The organism is Zunongwangia sp. SCSIO 43204 (assembly GCF_019904275.1).
In the GTDB taxonomy this organism is placed as follows: domain Bacteria; phylum Bacteroidota; class Bacteroidia; order Flavobacteriales; family Flavobacteriaceae; genus Zunongwangia; species Zunongwangia mangrovi.
This window is the reverse complement of sequence record NZ_CP063204.1, coordinates 2,957,452-2,980,388: the sequence shown is the minus strand read 5'-3', so window position 1 is coordinate 2,980,388 and position 22,937 is coordinate 2,957,452. Positions and strand designations below refer to the sequence as shown.

The window sequence follows — 22,937 nt, the reverse complement described above, 5'->3', positions numbered from 1 at the left end:
AGAAAAATAATTTATGGAGGATGGAATAATTTACTGGAATTTTGACCCAGTAATCTTTTGGATAACAGATACTTTTCCTTTAAAATATTATGGATTATTTTTCGTAACTGGTTTATTATTAGCTTATTAAGTTGTGAAGCGGATTTATGATAAGGAAAATGTTCCGATTGAGAATTTAGATAAATTATTAACCTATATCGTAATTGGAACATTAGTCGGAGCTCGCCTTGGACATTGTTTGTTTTATGACCCGCAATATTATTTCAGCAATCCCATAGAAATATTCTTACCGATAGCAAAAGTCAACGGAGAGTACGAATTTATCGGATTTCAAGGATTGGCAAGTCACGGAGGCGCCTTAGGAGTATTAATTGCAATCATTTGGTATTCGAGGAAATATAAAACAAAATTATTATGGATATTGGATAGAGTGGCTATTGCTACTCCCATAACAGGAGCGTTTATCCGACTTGGGAATTTTATGAATTCAGAGATTTATGGAAAACCGACAAATGGAAATTGGGGTGTCGTTTTTTAAAGAGATGATTTAATCCCTCGCCATCCAACTCAACTTTATGAAGCTTCCGCATATATTTTAATTTTTGTTTTCTTATTCTGGCTTTATAAATCGAAAAAAACGGTAAATACCAACGGAATTATTTTTGGGATTTTTCTTGTATTATTATTTCTTGCTCGATTTATTATAGAGTTTTTTAAAGAAAATCAAGTGGATTTTGAAAATCAAATGACTTTAAATATGGGACAAATTTTGAGTATTCCATTTATTTTAGCAGGACTGACATTAATATTCGTACGAAGAAAGCCCAGTGCATAACAATGGCTATAAAAAATAGCTGCTTCCGTGCTTAATCGAAAGTTTTTGTACATTTAAAAAATCAAAGTTGCAGCGGACAGATTTGCGCTTGTTTTTCCGCTACTTTTCATAGCCCGAGACGTTAGCGGCAATTAAAACTAACCTATGAACAAATGAGCAAAAGAACAAGATTAATATTTCTCGGGCTTTCACTAATTTTGTTAATCGGAGTTGGATATTTCGTAACACAGAGCTTTGGCTTCCTTATTAATGACTTTTGGTTCACTTCAGGTTTTTTATTGTTAATATTATTATCATTAATTGACCAACCTCATTTTTCTAAAGATCCTAACGTATTTATTAATGCTGTAACTGCAGGTGTATCCTTACTACTTGTAGACGAACAGAACCGAAATTGGATATTTTGGTTATTTTTGAGCATAACTTTTTATTTAGCAATTAGCAGTTATGTGCTTATGTGGCTAAGGGATAAACCTTTACCGAGCGAGGACAAATGGGTTCAATTCTTTTCAAGAATAAATAGAGAAATTGGAAAGCCTCAAACATTATTTTCGTCTTTTTTTCTTTGGGGAGCTATGAACCAATTTGGACTGAATAGCAATGGCTTTAATGCGCTACTTCTCTATTGGGTGCTTTTTATGATTTTAAATTTACCTTCGATTGCTTCAATTTTAAATAAGTTATTTGAGAAAAAAGAAAGTAAAAAGCAAGAAAATGCTTTAGGAACTATCTTTGGCGTCCAGTCAAAAAACACATTTCTTGTAAAACTATTTTCAGACAGAAAAGAATCTACAAAAATCTTTGATTTTGTAGAGTTTGTCTATTCAATTGATGAAAGTCACCAAATTAGAAAAGGACTCATTTTAGATTCCTATTTACTTAACGAACAACAGTGGATTAAGATTTTAACAACAAGTGAAATAATTAAGATCTTTGCTAATCAATCAATTTTTAAAAATCACACAGAAGACGTAATATATAAGATTAATGATGTTCCCGCAACAAGCTACTTAGATAAATTTGTAGGTATTGTTACAGAAAACTCAAGTATAAGCAAAATAAAATTCATTTATAATTCCAAAGCATCTATACAAGAAGGTCAACTATTAGAAATAAAAGTTGGAAACAAAAATGTTACAGTCTTTTATCAAATCGTTGAAGGAATTACTAAAATAGAACAATTAGAAAACAAGAATGAAACAGGTCTAATTATTGGAGAAGCAATCCAATTAGGTACGTGGAATCAAGAAAAAGTAAAATTTGAGCAATTTGGTTGGGTTCCAGATATTAACTCTCCAGTTTACATCGCATCTAAAATTGAAAATGTAGAATTATTAGATGGAGAATTTCAAATTGGACATATACCAAATACAAACTTTCCTGTTATAATCAATAAAGAATTGGCACTCACACACCATACAGCAGTTTTAGGTGTAACAGGTACAGGTAAATCTGTTTTTTCAAGAAACTTAATTAGAGAGTATTTGAAAGATAAATCGATAAAGGCAATTTGTATTGATTTTACGGGAGAATATCGAGGAAAATTTACAGATTTAAATCCCTTTAAATTAGTATCAGATGCCAAAGAGATTAAACTTTACGAAGCATTTGAATGGATTTCAAAGGAATTAGAAAAGTTTGGAAATCAACAGAGTAAAGAAGGACTTAAAAAGTGCGATGACTTTATTAAAGAAACGCTTAAAGAAGGACTTGATGCATTTTTAAAGTCAGAAGATTCACAATTATGTCTGTTTGAACTTCCCGATGTTTCTAATACAGCAAGCATTTTAGAATATACAAGACAGCTTTTTAAAGCATTATTTAATATTGCTAAAAATGATAGATGTTATGGTCACAAAGTTTGTGTGGTTTTAGAAGAAGCTCACACAGTAATTCCAGAATGGAATTTTGTTGGAATTTCCGATAAATCTTCTCACTCATTATTAAATAGCATTGCACAAATTGCTTTACAAGGTAGAAAATATGATGTTGGACTTTTAGTAATTGCTCAAAGAACTGCGAATGTATCTAAAACAGTACTAACTCAGTGCAATACGATCATTTCGTTTCAAGAATTCGATAAAACGAGTAGTGAATTTTTATCTAATTATTTCGGACAAGGAATCGCAAATGTTTTGCCAAATTTAAGATTTAGACAAGCTATAGCAGCTGGAAAAGCTTTAAAATCAAACGTTCCAATGATTTTTGAAGTACCTGAAATTACTGAACCAGAGATTGCAGATACAGCAGAGGAATAATAACTGCCGCTAATCGAGTGGATGGCTCCGCCATTAAATGACGGAGTGCACCCCTCACACCACCCAGCGTACGGGTCTCGTACTGGGCGGTTCACAATCCATCTTTTCAATCGCTCTTTACACCAATTGAAACTATTCCATACTTTATGAATAGGCTACAGATTTTCTTGGGAATCGGTCACCCAATTAATGAAAATTAATGCTCCCATTCTTATTTCCGAAAGGATTATGTTCTGTCCTTCCCCCCTTGTGAGACCTATGCAGTTTTCTGCACCTCGTTTCCCCTGGGTACTACGACTTCGGCTGACTTCTCCACTATACCAACTCGTGGTTATGGAGACCTCCCCAGGTAAGAACATCTTCTTTCCCCTGATTCCTGCCGGATCTACTACTTCGGTATTCATTTCCAAAGAAACGTTTAGGACATCACAATGATGTGCTTGCTAATCCAACCTTGTAGCCTCATATCCGGTTCCTGTTCGTCAGTACCAGGGTTTGTAGTCCTGCTTCCTTCACTTCCTGTCTCACGACAGACAAGCTTGCAGCTTACTAATGGTTCAAGGCGTTACCCCTGCCCATAAGGGACTTGCACCCTCTAGATTAATATCATATCTTCGATATTATAAAGATGCCCATGCTGGGCACACACATCGGTTATAGCAAATAGCGGGTTTTACCGAAAAAGTATAATTTTAGAAACCAAGAAACAATAAGCTAATCCGACAAATCCGCATCCTAAATCCCGCTACTTGTCCATAACCGTAACCGTTGGCAACAAGCTGAAAAAAAATCGATGAATATTAAAAACCTTATTTTAAGCATTACAATTCTGACTTCTCTTTACAGTTGTGGACAGGAAAAATTTGAATTCGAGAGCAAAATTAAACCGGAAAAGACTTATTCACTTTCGATGAATATGTCATCAACGAATAAAGTGCAGTATTTGACTGAAAATCCAGATTTAAAAGATAAAACCACAGAAAGTAATAATTCAACCAAAATGACACGAATTACTACTACCAAAGGAATAACCGCTAATGGTAATTTTCCGGCAACAATAGAATATGGAAAAATCATAACTACGGTAAATGGAAATAAAACGACCAATCCAATTTCTGGAACAATTATAAAAGGCACTTATTCTGAAAATAAGCTTAACGTAAAAGAAGTTCTATCAGACGATTTAGATAAAAAAACGAAGGACGGAATCAAATACGCTTTAGAAAATGTAAAACCTGACATTGATTTCCCTAAAAAACCTTTGAAAATCGGCGACAGTTTTGAACATAAAATGCCAATGAGTATTCCAATAGAAGGAGCAAATCCGGTTAAAATTGATATTATAAAAACATTTACTCTCAAAAGTGTAAAAGAAAATATTGCAATTTTTAATTTGAAGGAAACAATTCAATTAAGTACTCAAATTGAACAAACAAATGTTGTGGCAAATGGCGATGGAAATGGAATTGTAGAATTTGACATTAATGAAAGTCAAATAATTAAAAATAATGCGTCCTTTACAATTGAACTTAATGTAAAAATTAATGACGACATAACTGTTAATTCAATCGTCAATTCAAATTCGGAAATCGAAACAAAGATTAAATAAAGCCAGTTGCCAATCGAGTAGACGGGTGACGACCTTATGGCCGCCACTGCGCCTCTCACACCACCGCACGTACGGGTCTCGTATACGGCGGTTCAATAATGAAACTTATCGTTTGTAGTATTCGATTAAACTAACATAACCTTTCATTTTTAAGCGTTCTACGGTAATGGTGGTACGCAAAATAGGACTCTGGGCTACTGCCCAACCGCCCATTCTGGTACGGCTTCAAGCATAGGCTTGGTCAAAGTCAATCCCCAAGCGAATCAGGTTTTTCCGCTTTCGTTCGGGTTTCTTCCAATGATGCCAAATGCAATACCGTAAACGGTTTCTTAGCCATTCTTCAAGCTTTTTAAGCTTTTCTTGAATGGATGCTGGTCTGAAGTAATTTATCCAGCCTCGGAGTAGCAAGTTGATGCGTTGGATACGTTCTTCAAAACTCGCGGGTACCGTCTTTTTGGTCAGGTATTTAAGCTTTGCTTTAAACTCTTTCCATTTTGACAATCCTGCCACCAGTTGATATTTGCCTTTTTCCCCTTTCTTGTAGGTTGGTACAAAACCAAACCCCAATACTTGAAAACCTAAAGGTTTACGTATGCCACTCTTCTCCCTGTTTATGGGAAGCTGGAGCTTGTCCCGCAAGAATTTGTAGATACTGTTGTGTAAGCTTCCCCTAATTAGAACTGCTTGATTGTCCAAAAATATCATTTTTCATTCTTCTGGCGGTACCGCCAGAAGAATGAAATTCGGCGTATTCTACTGGCGCCATTTTTCCTAGTGCGTTATGAGGTCTTACGGTATTGTAATCTTCCATCCAGGTCTCTGTTTCTTCTCTTACCTGATTGAGATCTTCAAAAAGGTATTTATTGAGAACGCCTCTTCGATAGGTTCCATTGAATCGTTCTATAAAAGCATTCTGTGTAGGTTTCCCTGGTTGAATGTACTGAAAGTCGATTTCATGCATCTGGCTCCACTCTGAAGCTATTTTAGCAATAAATTCAGGGCCATTATCCATTCTTATTTTTTGGGGTTTTCCTCTGCGATTAATCAAATGGTTTAGTACCCAGACAACACGTTTGCTGGGCAGTGAAAAATCAATTTCTATATGCAATGCTTCCCGGTGGTAATCATCGATTACCGTTAAGCCACGGAAGCGTCTTTTATTTTCTAAAACATCAGTCACAAAATCAATACTCCAACTACGATTAGGAGCTATGGGAGCCTCCAGGGGTTCTTTAACCCTGGCAGGTAAACGCTTTTTCACCTTTCTTCTCAAACTTAAGCCAAGCTTTTTATAAACCCGGTACACTCGTTTGTGGTTCCAGGGCTTACCTTCATTCCTTAATCGATCGTAAGCCATCCAGAAGCCTTCCTCACTATGTTCTTTAGCTTTTTGTTGTAAGGCCTTCTCTATAGCAGTATCGTCCTTTGGGATTGGCTTGTAATAAAAAACGCTTTTGCTCATATTTAAAACCCGGCACGCCCTGCTGATGCCGTAATGAACAAGTTCTTTGGCTATGGCTCTTTTACGGCAGGGCTTTAAAGCTTTCCTGCCTGCCGGCAGGCAGGTTTTCAATGATTTCTTTGGCAATTTGATGATCCAGGGATAGATTGGCATACATCTGCTTCAGTCTTCGATTTTCCTCTTCCAAATCTTTTAGGCGCTTCAGCTCTTTGCCGTTCATACCGCCATAGCGTTCCCGCCACTTGTAAAATGCCGCTGTACTAATGCCGTATTCACGGCTGATCTCTGCGGCCGTTTTTCCGTTATCAAATTCCTTTAAAATCTTTGCGATTTGCTGTGGTGAATATCTACTCTTCTTCATAATTACTGTTTAAAGTTATAAAATATATTATACTTTTAAACAGTTCGTTTGTAAGGGAAGCTTACACAACCATAGTTAACTCATTTCTTTTAAGACTATAAATTTTAATCCCTATCCTATACGTTTTTAGGGTTCCCAAAGAATTGTAACTTTTGAATATTGATAAAATCTCAATTTAATAGCTAGAAAAAGAAATGTTAGTAAAAGGCTACATTCATTTAGTTCCTTCTAATTCAGAATTAAGTGATGTGAAATCTTCCGCAAAATTTTGAATTATAATTAGAGTGGAAATATCTTTATCATATACTGAATACCAGCCTTGATATTCATGTGGCGGATCTCCTATGAAATCATCTCCAGTTTTCCAAATAGCCTTAGGAACTCTGGGTCTTCCCTCTCCTCCCCAAGCCCAAAAATTTACTCCAGACATTTGTTTCAGGTTCTGGGCATAATTTAAGATTGATTGAAAAATAAATTTGAAATATTTATTTCTGTACACTACTTCGGAAGATACATCATAACTATTATCGTCCCTTGATATTCCGAATTCTTCCAGAACTATTGGTTTATTTAATTTTCTTGCAATTTCTAGATGTTCATTAATATATTGAGAAGCTCTAAGTATTGCATTCCCATATGTTTCTTCAGGTTTCTTTGGATTATACCATCCCCAATTTTGCACCCAAAGATGAAAAGTACAATAATCTATAGATGAATAATTGTGATCATTGAAAAAATCTGTTCCATTTTTAGGGGAGGGGGTATTTCCTTCGCTACCTATTGAAACTAGATGATTACTGTCTAGTTCTTTTATGAAATCGGCAGTTTCATAAATCCAATTCCTATATACTTCTGGTTTATCTATTCCTTCCGGTTCATTGGCTAGTTGCCAAGCCATAATAGTTGGGTCATTTCTATATTCTACATTATTTACAGTATTCTTTCTATGTATAATTTTGCGAATTAAATCTTTGAACCATTTTTGTGCTTTCTCATTTTGATAAAATCTTACTGAGTATTCTTGGTAAGTCCGCCAATCTCCCCCATCTGCAGGAGGAGGAAAAGGAATATTTTCATCTCCATTTGTCCAAGCAACATATTGAGCAAACCCGCCTGACCAGGGCCAGAAATTGTTAAGACATACTACTGCAAGCATATCTCTTTTTTTCATTTCATTAAGTAGAAAATCTAGACCAACTAATAATTTATCTTCATATATTCCTGGTTGAGGCTGTAAAGTAGGTTGCATTCGCCAAGGAGCATCTAACTCTCCCTCTGAAGACGCCATAATCCTTAAATTTTTTACCCCCAGTTTTTCTAATTGATTTAATTCTCGAATCAGCCTTTCTTTGTTATCTGCTCCCAGGTTCATACCGTACCAAAAGTTTGTTCCGAGATAATGAAAGGTTTCTCCGTTTTTAATAAAATTACCATCTATAATTTTTATAAATTCCTGAGCATTGATGGAGTACATTGCCATATACATATAAAAAATAAAACATTTCTTTATCATCTTACTTCAAAGTTTATTGGTTCTCCAGATTTACTATCTCTACTAATCCACATATGAAAATTTCCTGGTTCAACGATTTCTTCCATATTAATATTCCAAAAAGCTATTTGCGATATCGGTAGCTGAAAGTGAACTACCTTATTTTCTCCTGCCTTTAAATTTACCCTCTGAAAATCTTTAAGCTCCCTTACCGGCCGAGCTATTGAACCATATAGATCTCGAATATATAATTGTACTATTTCAGTTCCATCATAATCTCCAATATTGCTTAATTCCATGGAAACATTCAGCGTATCATTTACAGATAATATTTTTTCCTTAAGTTTTGGTTCCCCATACTTGAAATTACTGTAAGACAACCCAAATCCGAAAGGAAATAATGGTTCATGCCCGCTGTCCAGATATAAGGAGGTGTTTCCCAAAGATGTTTGTAAGGCTCCTACTGGGATACAGTCTAATTGGGAATCATTACCAGTGGGCGGTCGACCTGTATTTAAATGATTATAATACATAGGAATCTGGCCTACCTCTTTTGGAAAAGTGATCGGCAGCCTTCCTGATGGATTTGCTTTACCAAAAAGTAAATCCGCTATAGCTGGCCCTCCCATTGTTCCAGGGTGCCAAGCATACAGCAATGCGTCAGATTGAATAATTTCGTCCTCTATCGATAATGGTCTTCCCGCCATTATCACAGTTATTAAAGGCTTCTCTATATCAGAAAGTTTTTTGATCAATTTACTTTGCGCACCTTGAAGATGTAGGTCAGAAAGACTATGAGCTTCCCCGGATAAGATTGATTCCTCCCCGACAAACGCTAAGATTACATCTGCTTTCTTAGCCTTTTCAACGGCCTTATTAAAAGCCGAAATATCATTATCTCTTGAATACTTTAATACTGGTTCATAATCAATTTTAACTTTTTCACCATACTGTTTTCTTAAAGCTAATAATGGTGTTTGGGTATGAGATGCCTCTCCATCAAATACCCAAGTACCCATCTGCTCGTGAGGCATATTAGCAAGTGGCCCCACTACCAATATCTTTTTGACTTTTTTAAGTGGAAGCGTTGAGTTTTTATTCTTTAGCATCACTACAGATTCTTCCGCAGCTTCTTTTGCTTTCTCCAAATGAGCCGGAGCGTAAAAAACGTTTTTTAATTCACTAGAAACATATGGATTATCAAAAAGACCTAATCGAAATTTAACCCGGAGAATATTTCTAACGGCATTATCTATGTTTTCTTCTGAAATCTTCTTTTCTTCCAAAAGCTTTTCAGCATTAGCCAGGTAAGTACCACTAACCATTTCCATATCAACCCCAGCTTTAATAGCCTGCATGGCGGCCTGTTTTTCGTTTTCGCTAAAACCATGGGCGATCATTTCAGTCACAGAAGCCCAATCTGATACTACAAATCCGTCAAACCCCCATTCATCACGAAGTATATCTTTCAATAAAAATTTATTCGCAGTAGCAGGTATGCCGTCATTGGCATTGAAGGAAGACATAATGGTTGCTACATTCGCCACTTTAACTGTAGCTTCGAAAGGTTTTAGATAGAGATTGCGAAAACCGCGTTCGGTTATCAAGGTAGTATTGTAATCCCTGCCACCCTCGGCAGCCCCATAACCTACAAAGTGTTTAGCACACGCTGCAATCGCATCAGGATTGGAAAGATTATCACCCTGAAAACCTTTTACCATCGCAACAGCCAGTTTTGAGGCTAGTAAAGGATCTTCCCCGAGACTTTCGGCGACTCTACCCCATCGTGGATCACGTGTTATATCCATCATTGGAGCAAAAGTCCAACGAATACCTACAGAAGAAGCTTCAATAGCAGCTATTCTGGCTCCCTGCTGAACCAGTTCTTCATCAAAACTGGCTGCCTGCCCCAATGGAATAGGAAAAATAGTCTTAAAGCCATGAATAACATCCCTACCAATTATTATTGGTATACCTAACCTACTTTCTTCAACAGCGACAAGTTGTGCTTTATTAGCGACAGTAGGATTTGTTATACTTAATACCGAACCAGCCAGACCTCTCCTTATAAGTTCATAATTGGTTTCCATATCATCTGCTGAAAGCTGATTCATTTGACCTATTTTTTCTAATAAAGTCATTCGATTCAACAAACTGTCTACTTTCTGATTAATGTCAATATCTTTCTGAGCTAGAAGATTAGGTGTAATTAATAAAGGTATAAATAGTATAAAAATTCTCATTTTTCCATTTTTAAAAGAACGCAGCATACATCCCAAAACACGCCAGTATTAAAACAACCACTTGAAACCTATAATTTTTATACCAAACCACTCCTTTCATCTCCTTGGTTTCATCCCTCCAAATTTGAACGGTCCAGGTATTGTCTTTTATCTTTTCTTCGGATGGAGGCTGAGTAGATAAGCTAACTACTACAGTTATTATTAAGCTTAAAATGAGAAGGATCGGGGCTAAAAGTAAAAAGTGAAGTTCCAATTCAAAATTTAGAATATATTTCATAATCATTAATGTAGCCGCTACAAGAAGACCAGAAAACAAACCGATTATTGCCCCAGTTCCATTTGCCCTTTTCCAGAATAAACCCAAAAAAAATGTCCCAACAATAGGAGGAGCTAGATATGATACTATCTCCTGATAATAAGCAATAAGAGAGTCAAAATCCCTTATGTAGGGTGCCCAAATTACGGCAATAACTAATGTAATTACCGCTGTTATTTGACCCACTCGAACTTTTTTCTTGCTACTTGCATTTTTATCAATCTTACTGTAAAAATCCATCGTAAAAAGAGTAGATACCGAACTTAATGTAGCACTCAAGGTTGAAGTCAGGGCTGAAATCATGGCAGAAAGAATAATTCCAATAAGACCAATAGGCAAAAGTTCAAGAATTAGTCGTGGATAAACTTGATCTGTATTAATTCCATATTCCTGTTTTAGAACACTACCACTGATTATTTTGTGAGGTAGATTTTCTACTCCATACAGATCTATACCCCTTGCTATCAAACCTGGAATAATAAAAATAAAAATGGTTAATAAGTATAAAAATCCAACTAATAAAACACCTTTTCTTCCATGATCTACAGATTTTGCAGAGAGTACTCTTTGAACCATCACCTGATTATTTGCCCAAAAGTAGAATCCTAGAATAGGAATTCCTACCCACATACCTAACCATGGAACAGTGGGGTCATCAAGAGGGCGAGTCAACTTAAGCCAGAACCCATCATTAAACCTTTCCACAAAGGTTTCCCATCCCCCTATATTTTTAAGTGCAAAAAAGAATAATAATCCCGAACCAATTATTAAGATCGTAGCCTGTATCATATCAGCATTTATGGCAGAAGAGAGACCACCTATTATTGTGTAACTTCCTGCAACTGCAGCCATTCCAATAATTATCCATACAATTTCAGCTTCAGGAAAAATCATTTTTATAATAAGTGCCCCAGTATACAAAGTAGCGGCAGCATCTAAAAATACATTCCCGATGATTGTAATGAAAGAAAAATAAGTTCTTGATCTTCCATCAAACCTTCTTTCAAGAAATTCTGGCATAGTAAAAATACCTGATCTAATATAAAATGGTAGAAAAAAAGTAGCGAAAAAAGCAAGGACGAGTACAGAAATCCAATTGTAATTAAAAACGGCTATTCCACTTATAAAACCTTCACCAGAGTGTCCCATCAAAGTAGAGCTAGAAACGCTCGCTGCGAAAAGAGAAAGACCTACCATAGGCCAGGAAAGGTTTCGTCCAGCAAGAAAATAGTCGTCTGAATTCTCAGTTTTCCCATTTTTTAATGCCCACCAAATTATGAATAATATATAGGCAAGCAATACCGTGAAATCTATTGTACTTAAGCTCATGATTTTCCTCTAGCATTATATGTAGTATACAAGACTACACTTTTCGGCAATAATTTTAGTTCGAAGCTCTCTTCAAGCATCAAATTTTTCTTTTCAGGTATAGGGAAGCCCATTGAATCCACCGGACGTGTACTTTCAGAATATAAATATTTATTAAATCCTTTACCGTTTGCATTAAAGGATTTAATATCTATAGTTAATTCTATATCATCTTCGGAATTGTTTATTACTGAAAAAGTGATATCGCCATCAGTGGATTTACCAACAACGAATCTCACCATTTTCGGTAGTTTTCCGCTGGTTCCAATAATATCCATTTCTCCTTTGAAGTACCTGGTCATCAAGGCCCATGTATAAAACCAAGGACGAATTTCCTCATCTTTTTTGTTACCGATTAACTCTTCTCCTAAAATATTCCACATACCCCAACGTTTTAATTGAGTTTTATCTCCAGTATCACCATTGGTATGCATGGCATCATCTAAACCCCATGCGATCACGCCATCAAAACCGGCATTTAGTGCTTGAGCCATAACATCAGCCATATCCACTCCATAGTCAAAGTCATAAACCCTCATTTGACTATCAGGACTTGCATATGGATCATTTTTATATCGTGAAATATTTGGTTCTACATATTTTTCAAACCCCACCTCCCCAAGCACAAATGGCTTACGTGAAATACTGTCGGCGAATGCTATCATATCTGAATATATCTCTTGAAATTCACCTGACCTAACTTTTTCTTGTGAAGGGTAGTCATGAACATCATAGCCTCCCAATACGTCATTTAACTGTAAAACTGCCTGTTTTGCCCATTCGTTTCCTTTATATTTTGATTTCTCATTATTATAAGGGGTACTATCTGGCCCCAAAAGTTTTACCTGGTCTAAATTCCGTGAAGCAATAGCGCTATCTAACATTTTAACAGCCTCTTTCCATTCTTCCCAATTTCCATCAATAGAAGACCAGTATCCGTTTGGTTCATTAACCAAATTATAATATTGAATACATTTATACCCCTTTTCTTTAATAAGATATTGGAGATGATCCGCGATGATAGAAATCCACTTAGGATCTGTTGCTCCTGTAAAGACATTCTGCATATTTAGGTTAGTATCATGTACTTTATAAGGTTGTCCCCATTCTCCTAAAATTACCTGAATATTATTCTTTTCACAGTAATCGAGCAATTTATAGAGTGCTTGCATTTCCTCATTCTCAAAATCTAAAACAGGATTTCCTTCTTTATCCATGCCCTCTAAATATCTCCAGTTGGCCTGATCAAGCACTCTTACAATTTTTGGTTGCATAAAATCCAGCCGATTAAAAACTGTATTCCATTTTTCTTCTGTCATTAAAAGACCCCATTCAGCATCCTCAGCATCCGCATGAGGATAAGCTGACCATTCCACTCCTCCTCCAATAAAATCTGAAGATGATGATATTACATTATTCGGAAGCAAAGTTATTTGCTCCGAAGTTGAATGAGATGATTTTTTATCGCACCCAATAAATAAAAGTGCGAATAAACCAAATTGAGAAAAAGAATTAATAATTTGCTTAAGCATTCTTTAAAGCATTTAAGAGTTCCTCTAAATTACAAGTGGCTAGTCCGACATATTTGTCTGCTGCGCCATAATAAACATACAATGTATTATCAATAATCATATTACCTGTAGGAAAGACGCATCCATTATAATATCCTTCGGTCTCGTAATCATATTCTGGTTCCATAATAAAATAGGGTAGTCTATGTGTCACAATTGTGGGATCTTCTAGATCGAGCAGAACTGCCCCTACTCTATAAAAACCTTGACCGCCGTTTTCCACACCATGGTAGATTATCAACCATCCATCTTTTGTTTTCAGAGGGGGAGTGCTTCCACCTATTTTTTCTTCCCATGTGCCTTTAACCCCTTTTAACAATAACTTACTTGGCTCATCCCAATCCATAAGATCAGATGAAAATTTAATCCATATAGAGGGATGTTCACAACCATATTCTGATCCCACCCATTCCTTAGGACGGTGAAGTATTGCATATTTACCATTGATTTTTTCTGGAAACAATATTACATCCCGGTCATCAAGTTGGGGACTGGTAATTCGTCCCAGTCTGCGATAAGTATGAAAATCTTTGGTTAATAATAATCCAGAGTTTGCAATATTATTTTTTAATACTAATGGTGCATCTTCGCCTACTTCAGGTAGTCTTATTTCATCATGACCAAAATTCCAGTATTGCCCAGGTGGATAAGGGCGATAGGCATATGTAATATAAAATTCCGAACCAAATTTTACAATTCTTGGATCTTCTATGGCTCCCATATCTGGACCGTCTGAACTAGGTTCTAATACCGGCTTATCAGAATTCCTTTTAAAGTCCTTTCCATTATCACTTGTCGCCAAGCCAAAACGAATTCTATGTTCTTCATCATTACCGGCAGCGCGGTATAACATATAAAAAATACCATTTTCATACCAAACTCCTGGATTACAAGTGACCAAACTCTCCCAGGAATTATGGATATTGGGCGACAATACAGGGTTGTGTTCATATTTTTTAAGTTTCAAGGAAGCGTTATTTACCGTAAGTTTTTGGATTTCGCTCATTTTATATTTTAGTTTTCTGGAATTATTTATTTATTTTAATATATTTTATAATGATTATATTTAATCCGGTTGCCCGGGATCGTTAATAAACATTACATTTCATCTCTTCTGACAATTCTTTTTATACTTCATATAATTATTTGATTTTGATACCCGAAGGCATCATATACATATTTGGTAAATTTTTACTGAATAATATGTGAGTCATACTATAGAGGTCAAAAAAGTTTTCTGCTGTAGCTTCTCCTTCAAATGGAGCAAAGTAATGATGACTATTTTGAGTTGGATCATATTTATTTCGCCAGAGAACAACCATAGATATTTCTTTTCCCGATAATGGGATTCCAATTTCGTTCGTCCAATAATCCATTATAGGTATACCATCCGTGTAGCGTATACCTTCTACACCTGTTTCAGTGACACCACAAGGCATCTTTTTTTCCTCAGAAAGTAATGCCAAATTACGTAGGTTAGTGCTAAAAGCCGAAGTATTGGTACCGTGATAGCTATCCATCCCTATGAAATCAACATAGTCATCTCCAGGCCATCGGAAAAGAAAACTTTCTTTGGAACCAGCTTGATCTAATTGAGGTGATATCGCATAAATAAAATTATGTACTTGCTTAGAATCTTTTAAGTAATCAACAGTAAACTTCCAAAGTTGTAAAAATTCAGTTTGAGTTGTAGCACTTCTACCCCACCAGGACCAGGTTTGTGTATGTTCATGAAATGGTCTGAAAATTATTGGAATTAACTCTCCATTATTATCTTTAAGATTATTTGCAAAATCTGCTAGCTTATCCAGCCAACCTAAATATTTAACTTGGGTAACACTCCCCTCAGTCAGAATTTCCTTAGCGACTATATTGCTGGAGTTATCCCAAGAATCTCCACCGGTTAAAGGATTATTTAAATGCATATTTGCAATGATTACCTCTCCCCTTGAACGAGCCTCTTTAATAGTTCGAATTCTATCATCATTTAAATCTGACGCATCGCTTCTGTCGTCCATGATTTCTGCTACATCTACACTAAATACTGCTGGATAGTCACCGACAATATCCTTTATATCAGATCGGCCGTTTTCGGCATACCAGTTACGTCCATAAATCAAATCATCGTGATGACCAAACATAGTACCGTTTTGTTGTACCACCCATAAATTCGCGTACAAGGCTTTTGTAGTTTCTGTAGCTTTTGAATCTACCAGGCTTAATGACGTATTATCAATTTCTTCACCAGTTTCACCCTCAGTTTCATCTACTCCGGGAGAGTCTTTGGAACAACTAACAATTGTGAATAGCAATAAAATCAACCAGTTCATTCTCTTTATCATCTTCATACGATATTATTTAATATTAGTTAAGACTGTCAAAGACTCAGCAGGAAGGTCAAATTGGTTTTCTGAAGAAAACACTAAGTCTATCTCATCATTGGGTTTTAAACTATAACCTCCAACTTTATTCAGGTGATTTTTTCCATAAACAAATTTTTTAAAAAGGCTTTTTCCTTCATATTTAGAAGGGACTAAGTTTAATTTTTTATTTTCACCCGAAATATTAATTATTGCTATTGTGTAAGAACCTTTATATTTTAATGCGATAGCCTTAATTGCGGGATCACCTGCTGTCTTTACTCTTAAAATTTTACTTCCTTGTGGCATATATTTACTAAGTAAAGACCATGCATAATACCAGGGTCTAACTTCTTCTTCCGAGTCTCCAAAATACTCTTCACCAAGAATGTTCCAGAATCCCCAAACCTTAAGTTTATTAGGAGATTCTTTTGAATGCATAGCATCGTCCAACATCCACACTACACACCCTGCATAACCAGCATTGACTGTTTGGAAAAGGGCATCAGCCATATCAATTCCATAACTAAAATCATAGACAAACATTTGAGAGTCTTCTATAGAAGCATAAGGTTTTGCCTTTGCCCGGTGAATATTTTCTTTCTGGTAAATTGAATCTTCTGGTTCAACGAATTTAAACCCGATTTCTCCCATAATCATAGGAACATTATGGGGTGCTGCTTCTCTATATGCGCGTATTATGTTCTCGTATCTTCCGGAATTTACAGTTGTTTTTGACGGATAAGTATGAATATCATATAAACCTACCGCATCTTCAAGATCATCCGCACTTTTAGAAACCCAATCAATTTTATCCGTTTTCCAAATTGCTATATCCGGAGCCATAATTTTTACTTTATGAGCTAAATCAAGTTCTTCAATTTCACTGTAAAAAAACTGCATTGCATTCTTCCATAAATTGTAATTACCATCAGTAGAAGACCAAAAACCGTTCGGCTCATTTATAAGATTGTAATATTTAATACAGCTGTAATTATTAGTATTAACCAAAAATTCCAGATACTGAGCAGCAAATCTTAAATTTTTCTCATTGATGGTTTTAGCTTTACTATCAACCATTCCTCCACCCCAATCACCAAAGGTTACAGTTACCGAGCGAGACTGACAATAATCTAGTATAGGTTTTAAATCTTTGAATTCCCTATACGGATTTAAAGTATCATTAATAATGGATGAAGTAGTATTTACCATTACTCTAACAACTTGGGGTTTCATAAAGTCAAGACGACTGTACAATTTATCCCAGTCATTTTTAGAAATTTCTAGCTCTACCTTTCCATAATCAAGTTGATACGGATCCCATTGAACACCATTTCCTAAATAATTTTCAAGCGTAATTATATCTCCTTCAACAGTAACAGTTGCATCAGCCTGAGCTATACAACTATTACTAAAGGATGTTAAAACTAAAATTAAACAGAATGTTATATAGGACACGCAGAAATACTTCATATAACTAATTATTCTGTTTGGTGACCTCTATCCAATATCTTCTTGGACGTTTAGCAAACTTATCATAATCGGAATAAATATTATCCCATGCGTCAGTTCCGTTCAAGTTGAAAACGAAAGCCATATTCTCTATAGTTTTACTCAAGCCATTGCCTAAATCTTCAGTACCTGCCGATTCAATAGTTCCTCTTGTAATACGACCATCTGGGAAAGTAAAAGTAATTGTGCCTGTATTATAGTCTCTCAACCATTCGGCCTCCCCCTCAGGTATTTTTCTGTAAAAATTGTTAACATCTGTTACTGGATCTAGAACAAACTGGAAATCAGCGTATAATTCATCTGGCCCAGCATAATTAGTTACTGTACCATAAGTATTTCCTTCCGCCGTAATCCCTCCTAATTCAAAAACTAGATAATTATCAAGCTCAGTCTGGGGTCCTTGTGTTTCAGGCCATATCCATGGTTTAGAGGTTAAATCCAGTATTGCTCCTCCTCCATATTCAGGTCCAGTCCCCCCATATACTATTAAGTTATCAATTTCGTATCTACCAAGAATACTCTCGGTGAATGAATTCACCTTAATAGTATAATCACGTTTTTTTCCATTTTGAGAGGTTACTGTAAGTACTGCAGTATTATCCGCATTTTCAAAATTAAGACTTTCACCTTTTTCAACATTAGAAGTCGCTCCATACGATAGAACCAATTCCTCTAAACTTATAGCGCTTAGGTTCTCAACGGCATCGCCATTAATTGATAGCTCGATTTCTCCGGTTTCATCATTAATTCTATCAATAGTAGGTTGTCCTACTTGATTCTGAAATTTGATTGAAATGACACTTCTCTCATTATTCCAGTCTCCGGATTCTATATCCTCCCAAGGATCATCCTGACACGAATAGGTGGCCATACCAATTATTACAATTAGTAGAATTTTAATTTTTTTCATTGCTTACATTTTTAATTACAAACTTGGATTTAAATCAATTTCCCTTTGAGGAAGCGGATAAAAATTAGCGTCTTCGCTAGACAATCCTGATGCCTCAGACACAGTTTCGGTGACGATATTGAATCGTCTCAAATCATAAAGCCTGTTTCCTTCCCAGGCTAACTCCCATTTTCTTTCACTTAAAACAGCTTTCCTAAAATCACCTGTATTTAATCCTGGATCTAAATCACCAAGCCCAGCCCTATTTCTTATGTAATTGATATATTCATAGGCCTGTGGAGTAGGTCCTGCAGCTTCAGCATATATTAGAGCAACCTCTGAATATCTTAAAAGGAATGGTTTTGTACTAGTTTTATCTCCTATAAAATTAGGATCAATATACTTTCGTGTAAAGGGGTATATAATTTCTTCCGGATAAGTGGCTGAAAGTTCACCTTGAGCATTGTAAACAGTATCTACAATTAACTCTGTTTTTCTTTTATCGCTATTATCGAAGCTATTAAAAAATCCTATTTGAGTATTAAAAACGCTCCATCCGTCATGAGAAGGGGTGTAAGTTTCGTTGGGATTTTTTAGATATATTGTTGCCCCATCAATATATGGAATGAACAATTTGGAAATTTTGGAATAATCACCTTCTACAGTACCAGTCCTATCCATAGAAAGAAGAAAAATATTCTCCTTACCTAGAGGCATCTCAACGTCATAAATATCCAAAAGATCCTCTTCAAATCCGTAAACAGTCTGCCCTTCTAGAACCTGGTTTGCTGTTTGTTCTGCCAAGCTATACATTGAGTTGACATCTTTATCCATTTCCGTATAGAGTGCAACACCATTTTCCTTGGCAGAGGCAATTTGCAGATAGACTTTGGCAAGTAGTGCTTGAGCAGCAACTTTATCAGCCCTCCCAAGCCTTTGATTAACTCCTAATAATTCAATAGCTTGCTCGCAATCCGAAATAATTAAATCATAAATCTCATCCAAATTCTCGGAAAGTGGTGTCGAAGTTTGATCCAGAGTTTCAACAACATCTCTATGGATGGGTACATTTCCAAATGCCCTAACAAGATTAAAGTAATTCCAAGCTCTTAAAAAATGGGCCTCGCCAACAATTTCATTTTGAAATTGCTCATCATAGTTTGCTTCTGGTATATTCACCAAAACAGCGTTTGACCTGTTTATGGCTATATAAGCATATTTAAAAAAATTTGTCAAAATATTATTAATAGGGAAAGAAGAAACTTCCCAATTATTCAAATTCTGGACATCTATCCCCTCATCATTTTTAGGAAAAATTTCGTCGGTAGGTAAATCTCCTAAAAAGTAAATTGAACGAGAATATTCTAGATAGGTCAACGCGTCATAAGCATAATTTACTGCGGCAATCGCATCAGCCTCGGTTTTATAAAAATTCTCCTCTGAATAAAAACCATATGGCTCCTCTTCGAGATCACAGGATAGAATTCCTAAAAAGCCAAAAAGTAATCCTAATTGATAAATATATTTCATAGTATAAGTTTTAAAAGTTTAAATCTAATCCAATGGTTACTTGACGAAGTCTAGGATATCCTCCCCAGTATATACCATCTGTTCCTACTTCAGGATCATATCCTTCAAAATCAGTGAATGTATACAGGTTATTTCCGTTTACATAAATTCTAGCCTTGTTAATAAAGGATTCATTAAGCGGGATAGAATAACCAAATGTCAAATTCTGGAGCCTTACAAACGATCCGTTTTCTACCCACCAATCAGAAAAGTAAGTTTGCCTTCCATCACGTAACCTTGGATATTCATTTGTAGGATTATCTAAAGTCCAGCGCAAAGGAAGGTTACTCGGCTGATTAAATCTTTGAGTATTTATCACATCCTGACCGAAACTACCATTAAAAAAGACACTGAAGTCAAAGTTCTTATAATCTAAATTTAATCCTAGGCTTAAATTAAAATCAGGATTAGGATCTCCAATTATTGTTCTATCATCCAAATTAATTATGCCGTCTCCATTAACATCTACATATTTGAACTCACCTGGTTGAGCTAATTCGCCGTCGAGACCAGCATCAATACCTTCCTGCAAATTCTGAATAATACCATCAGTCCTAAAACCATAAAAAACATTTACAGGCTGACCTACCGCTAGGATATTTGGATACTGACGGAATTGCTCAAGGCTAACACCTGAATATTCAAATCTCATCCCTGTATTAGGATCTGTAGTAAGACCTGATTCAGCAACTCCACCCAAATCAACCACTTCATTTTCGTTCGCAAAGAATATTATACTGGAGCTTAAAGAAAAATTATCGTTTTCAATTAGATTGGCATTAATGCTTAGTTCTACACCTTCATTGGCAATCTCGCCATTGTTTATCCAAATACGGTCATAACTAGACGAAGGGCTAAGAATCCTCTCTCTTAATAAATCTTTGGTTTGTTTTTTATAGTAATCAAAAGTTAGACTTAACCTTTCCTCAAAAAATGCCATATCAACACCAATATCATATTGTGAGGTAGTTTCCCATTTAAGATCTGGATTAGGAATTCCTCCCCATAATACTTCAATACCGCCTTGCCCAGCTCTACCTACTTCGTAACCAGGGCCAATAGCTGTTACCCAGCTTCCGTTATCATAATATTGACTAACACCATATCGGCTAAGGGTTTGGTAAGGACTGATTCCTTGATTTCCTGAAATACCATAACTAAATCTAAGTTTTAATTGATCAATTTTTTTAGAATCTTTCAAGAAATTTTCTTCATGTATTTTCCAACTAAGAGCACCGGATGGAAAAAAAGCCCATTTATTATTCTCCCCAAACTTAGAAGAACCATCTACCCTTCCAGTAAAAGTGGCCAAGTAACGATCAAGATATCCATAATTCATTCGGAAAATTCCAGAAACAAGCTCTGTTTCTATATGACCATTAGAAACCCGATTTAACTCTGGATTGCCCGCTCCTATATTTTCATTTTGTAACGTTTCATTGACAAAATCAAAAGCTCCTAAAGAAGAACTTCTCTGTAAATAATTTTCATAAGTAAATCCTGCTGTTATTCCAATGTTATGATCTCCAAAATTATCGTCATAATTTGCAAATGTCTCTGTAACAAATCTATTTGACTCCCAATTATTTATATATGCTGCACCATTATTAAAATCTCCAGCCTCAGTATATGTATTAGGAAAAAACTGATCATTTATCGATTCCCCAAATTTGTAATTAAAACGTGAAGTAAGTTTTAAAGCATCAATAATATCATACTCTAATGCCAACGAGGTAATTAAATCAATCGTTTTCGTTTGATCAAGTCTATTATCAGAAATTGCAACTGGATGAGAATAATCATTTGTACCTACAAGAAAATAATCTCCATTTTCATCATACACAGGAAATATTGGATTACGCCAATATGCTAAACCAGAGTTCTCATAACGGTTACCTTTGCTAACTATATTAGAAAACCTAATTTTAAAATTGTCAAAGAGGTTATGATCCACTCTTAAATTATAATTAGCTTTACTATAATCATCATTTTTATAAACTCCCATATCCGTAAAATAATTAGCACTTAGATTAAAAGAAGTTTTTTCAGTTCCCGTATTTACGCTAATTGTGGTATTATTTGAAACTGGTGTATCTCTAAATACAATATCATCCCAACTAGTAAAATAAGGCCAGTCACCTGATTGCAATTCAGAAACGGATGGATAATAAATTCCTGTTGCATTTTCAGCGCCGATATAAAAGGGTGTAAATCCTCCGTTAATTCTAGATTCATTATTAATTTGAGCTAAAAGAACTGGATCCCTCCATAAATCAACTTCTGAGTTAAAGTAAGAAAGTGAAGATTGCTGCTGAATTCTCACACTTGTTTTGCCTTCTTTAGCTCGACTTGTTGTAATAATAATGACCCCATTGGCACCCCTTGAACCATAGATGGCAGAGGCAGAAGCATCTTTCAAAACATCTACAGTTTCTATATCTGCCGGATTAATTTGTTTTAAATTACCCGCATCGCCCAATGGAAAACCATCCACTACTATTAAAGGAGAATTAGAGCCTCTTAATGAACTACCTCCCCGTATTCTTACTGTTGCGCCTGCACCAGGATCTTGGGACGGAGTAGAGACCTGCAGTCCAGCAATCCTACCCTGTAAGTTTCGTTCAATGGAATTAGAGGGAATGTCTTCAATCTTTTCGGTTTTCAAAGTACTTACAGAACCAGTTAAATCCTTACGTTGGACATTACCATACCCCACAACTACAACCTCAGAAAGTTGTTGGAGATCATCTTCAAGCGTAACTTTTATAATACCATTCTCCGGAATTGGCATTGTTTTCGATTGAAAACCAATACTAGAAAAAATAATTTTTGAATCTAAAGAATTAACTTCTAGATTAAAATTACCATCAAAATCGGTTATAGTACCGTTAGAAGTTTCACCTTCTATGACATTAACTCCTGGAAGAGGTATTCCTTTGCTATCAGTAACAGTTCCAGAAATATCTATTTGGGCTTTAGCGCAAACAGTCGTGATCATAAAAATTATAAGAATCACAAAGTTCTTTAATGTAAAATTCATATCCATCAATTATTCTATTAATTATTTGATATAACAAAACAACAATAACTTA

Annotated in this window: 12 protein-coding genes and 3 pseudogenes; 3 read left to right on the top strand and 12 right to left on the bottom strand. The window is 35.6% G+C overall.

Going from position 1 to position 22,937, the window contains the following annotated elements:
• The first annotated feature begins 13 nt into the window (after positions 1-13).
• From lgt to INR75_RS13310, 3 genes and pseudogenes are all read left to right on the top strand, one after another.
• Positions 14-835: pseudogene (gene lgt / locus INR75_RS13320) on the top strand (prolipoprotein diacylglyceryl transferase).
• A 152-nt stretch (positions 836-987) separates the two neighbouring features.
• On the top strand, positions 988-3,093 hold the full coding sequence (locus tag INR75_RS13315) for an ATP-binding protein (RefSeq protein ID WP_223089154.1): 2,106 nt from the start codon (positions 988-990) through the stop codon (positions 3,091-3,093).
• A 793-nt stretch (positions 3,094-3,886) separates the two neighbouring features.
• Complete coding sequence (locus INR75_RS13310) at positions 3,887-4,702, top strand: hypothetical protein (protein WP_223089153.1); 816 nt, start codon at positions 3,887-3,889, stop codon at positions 4,700-4,702.
• Between the two features lie 105 nt (positions 4,703-4,807).
• On the opposite strand, the pseudogene INR75_RS13305 reads toward INR75_RS13310, so the two are convergent.
• The 12 genes and pseudogenes from INR75_RS13305 to INR75_RS13250 all read right to left on the bottom strand — a co-directional run.
• Positions 4,808-5,359, bottom strand: a pseudogene (locus INR75_RS13305) (group II intron maturase-specific domain-containing protein); the annotation flags it as partial.
• Between the two features lie 13 nt (positions 5,360-5,372).
• Positions 5,373-6,525 (bottom strand): annotated as a pseudogene (locus tag INR75_RS13300) (IS3 family transposase).
• A gap of 214 nt (positions 6,526-6,739) precedes the next feature.
• Positions 6,740-8,011, bottom strand: a complete 1,272-nt coding sequence (locus INR75_RS13295; protein ID WP_223089152.1) for a cellulase family glycosylhydrolase — start codon at positions 8,009-8,011, stop codon at positions 6,740-6,742.
• Positions 8,012-8,034: 23 nt separating this feature from the next.
• A complete protein-coding gene (bglX, locus tag INR75_RS13290; RefSeq protein WP_223089151.1) occupies positions 8,035-10,260 on the bottom strand; it encodes a beta-glucosidase BglX in 2,226 nt (741 codons plus the stop codon).
• A 10-nt stretch (positions 10,261-10,270) separates the two neighbouring features.
• Positions 10,271-11,905, bottom strand: a complete 1,635-nt coding sequence (locus INR75_RS13285) for a sodium:solute symporter (protein WP_255584541.1) — start codon at positions 11,903-11,905, stop codon at positions 10,271-10,273.
• Positions 11,902-13,476, bottom strand: a complete 1,575-nt coding sequence (locus INR75_RS13280) for a hypothetical protein (protein WP_223089150.1) — start codon at positions 13,474-13,476, stop codon at positions 11,902-11,904. The genes INR75_RS13285 and INR75_RS13280 overlap by 4 nt, the downstream gene beginning before the upstream one ends.
• The gene (locus INR75_RS13275) at positions 13,469-14,521 is read right to left on the bottom strand and encodes a glycosidase (RefSeq protein ID WP_223089149.1); all 1,053 of its coding nucleotides are present in this window, start codon (positions 14,519-14,521) and stop codon (positions 13,469-13,471) included. Before INR75_RS13275 ends, INR75_RS13280 begins: the two co-directional genes overlap by 8 nt.
• Before the next feature lie 136 nt (positions 14,522-14,657).
• Positions 14,658-15,863: a glycoside hydrolase family 26 protein gene (locus INR75_RS13270; RefSeq protein WP_255584540.1), complete on the bottom strand. Its 1,206-nt coding sequence runs from the start codon at positions 15,861-15,863 to the stop codon at positions 14,658-14,660.
• 6 nt (positions 15,864-15,869) lie between these two features.
• On the bottom strand, positions 15,870-17,348 hold the full coding sequence (locus INR75_RS13265) for a hypothetical protein (RefSeq protein WP_223089148.1): 1,479 nt from the start codon (positions 17,346-17,348) through the stop codon (positions 15,870-15,872).
• A gap of 4 nt (positions 17,349-17,352) precedes the next feature.
• Complete coding sequence (locus INR75_RS13260) at positions 17,353-18,297, bottom strand: hypothetical protein (protein ID WP_223089147.1); 945 nt, start codon at positions 18,295-18,297, stop codon at positions 17,353-17,355.
• A 15-nt stretch (positions 18,298-18,312) separates the two neighbouring features.
• Positions 18,313-19,806, bottom strand: a complete 1,494-nt coding sequence (locus INR75_RS13255) for a RagB/SusD family nutrient uptake outer membrane protein (protein ID WP_223089146.1) — start codon at positions 19,804-19,806, stop codon at positions 18,313-18,315.
• Positions 19,807-19,816: 10 nt separating this feature from the next.
• Positions 19,817-22,891, bottom strand: a complete 3,075-nt coding sequence (locus INR75_RS13250) for a TonB-dependent receptor (RefSeq protein WP_255584539.1) — start codon at positions 22,889-22,891, stop codon at positions 19,817-19,819.
• Positions 22,892-22,937 lie beyond the last annotated feature (46 nt).

Coding starts and splice junctions, on each gene's coding strand:
- INR75_RS13260 (WP_223089147.1), bottom strand. CDS start 18,297: ATGAAAAAAATTAAAATTCTACTAATTGTAATAATTGGTATGGCCACC.
- INR75_RS13255 (WP_223089146.1), bottom strand. CDS start 19,806: ATGAAATATATTTATCAATTAGGATTACTTTTTGGCTTTTTAGGAATT.
- INR75_RS13295 (WP_223089152.1), bottom strand. CDS start 8,011: ATGTATATGGCAATGTACTCCATCAATGCTCAGGAATTTATAAAAATT.
- INR75_RS13280 (WP_223089150.1), bottom strand. CDS start 13,476: ATGCTTAAGCAAATTATTAATTCTTTTTCTCAATTTGGTTTATTCGCA.
- bglX (WP_223089151.1), bottom strand. CDS start 10,260: ATGAGAATTTTTATACTATTTATACCTTTATTAATTACACCTAATCTT.
- INR75_RS13310 (WP_223089153.1), top strand. CDS start 3,887: ATGAATATTAAAAACCTTATTTTAAGCATTACAATTCTGACTTCTCTT.
- INR75_RS13270 (WP_255584540.1), bottom strand. CDS start 15,863: ATGAAGATGATAAAGAGAATGAACTGGTTGATTTTATTGCTATTCACA.
- INR75_RS13275 (WP_223089149.1), bottom strand. CDS start 14,521: ATGAGCGAAATCCAAAAACTTACGGTAAATAACGCTTCCTTGAAACTT.
- INR75_RS13250 (WP_255584539.1), bottom strand. CDS start 22,891: ATGGATATGAATTTTACATTAAAGAACTTTGTGATTCTTATAATTTTT.
- INR75_RS13285 (WP_255584541.1), bottom strand. CDS start 11,905: ATGAGCTTAAGTACAATAGATTTCACGGTATTGCTTGCCTATATATTA.
- INR75_RS13265 (WP_223089148.1), bottom strand. CDS start 17,348: ATGAAGTATTTCTGCGTGTCCTATATAACATTCTGTTTAATTTTAGTT.
- INR75_RS13315 (WP_223089154.1), top strand. CDS start 988: ATGAGCAAAAGAACAAGATTAATATTTCTCGGGCTTTCACTAATTTTG.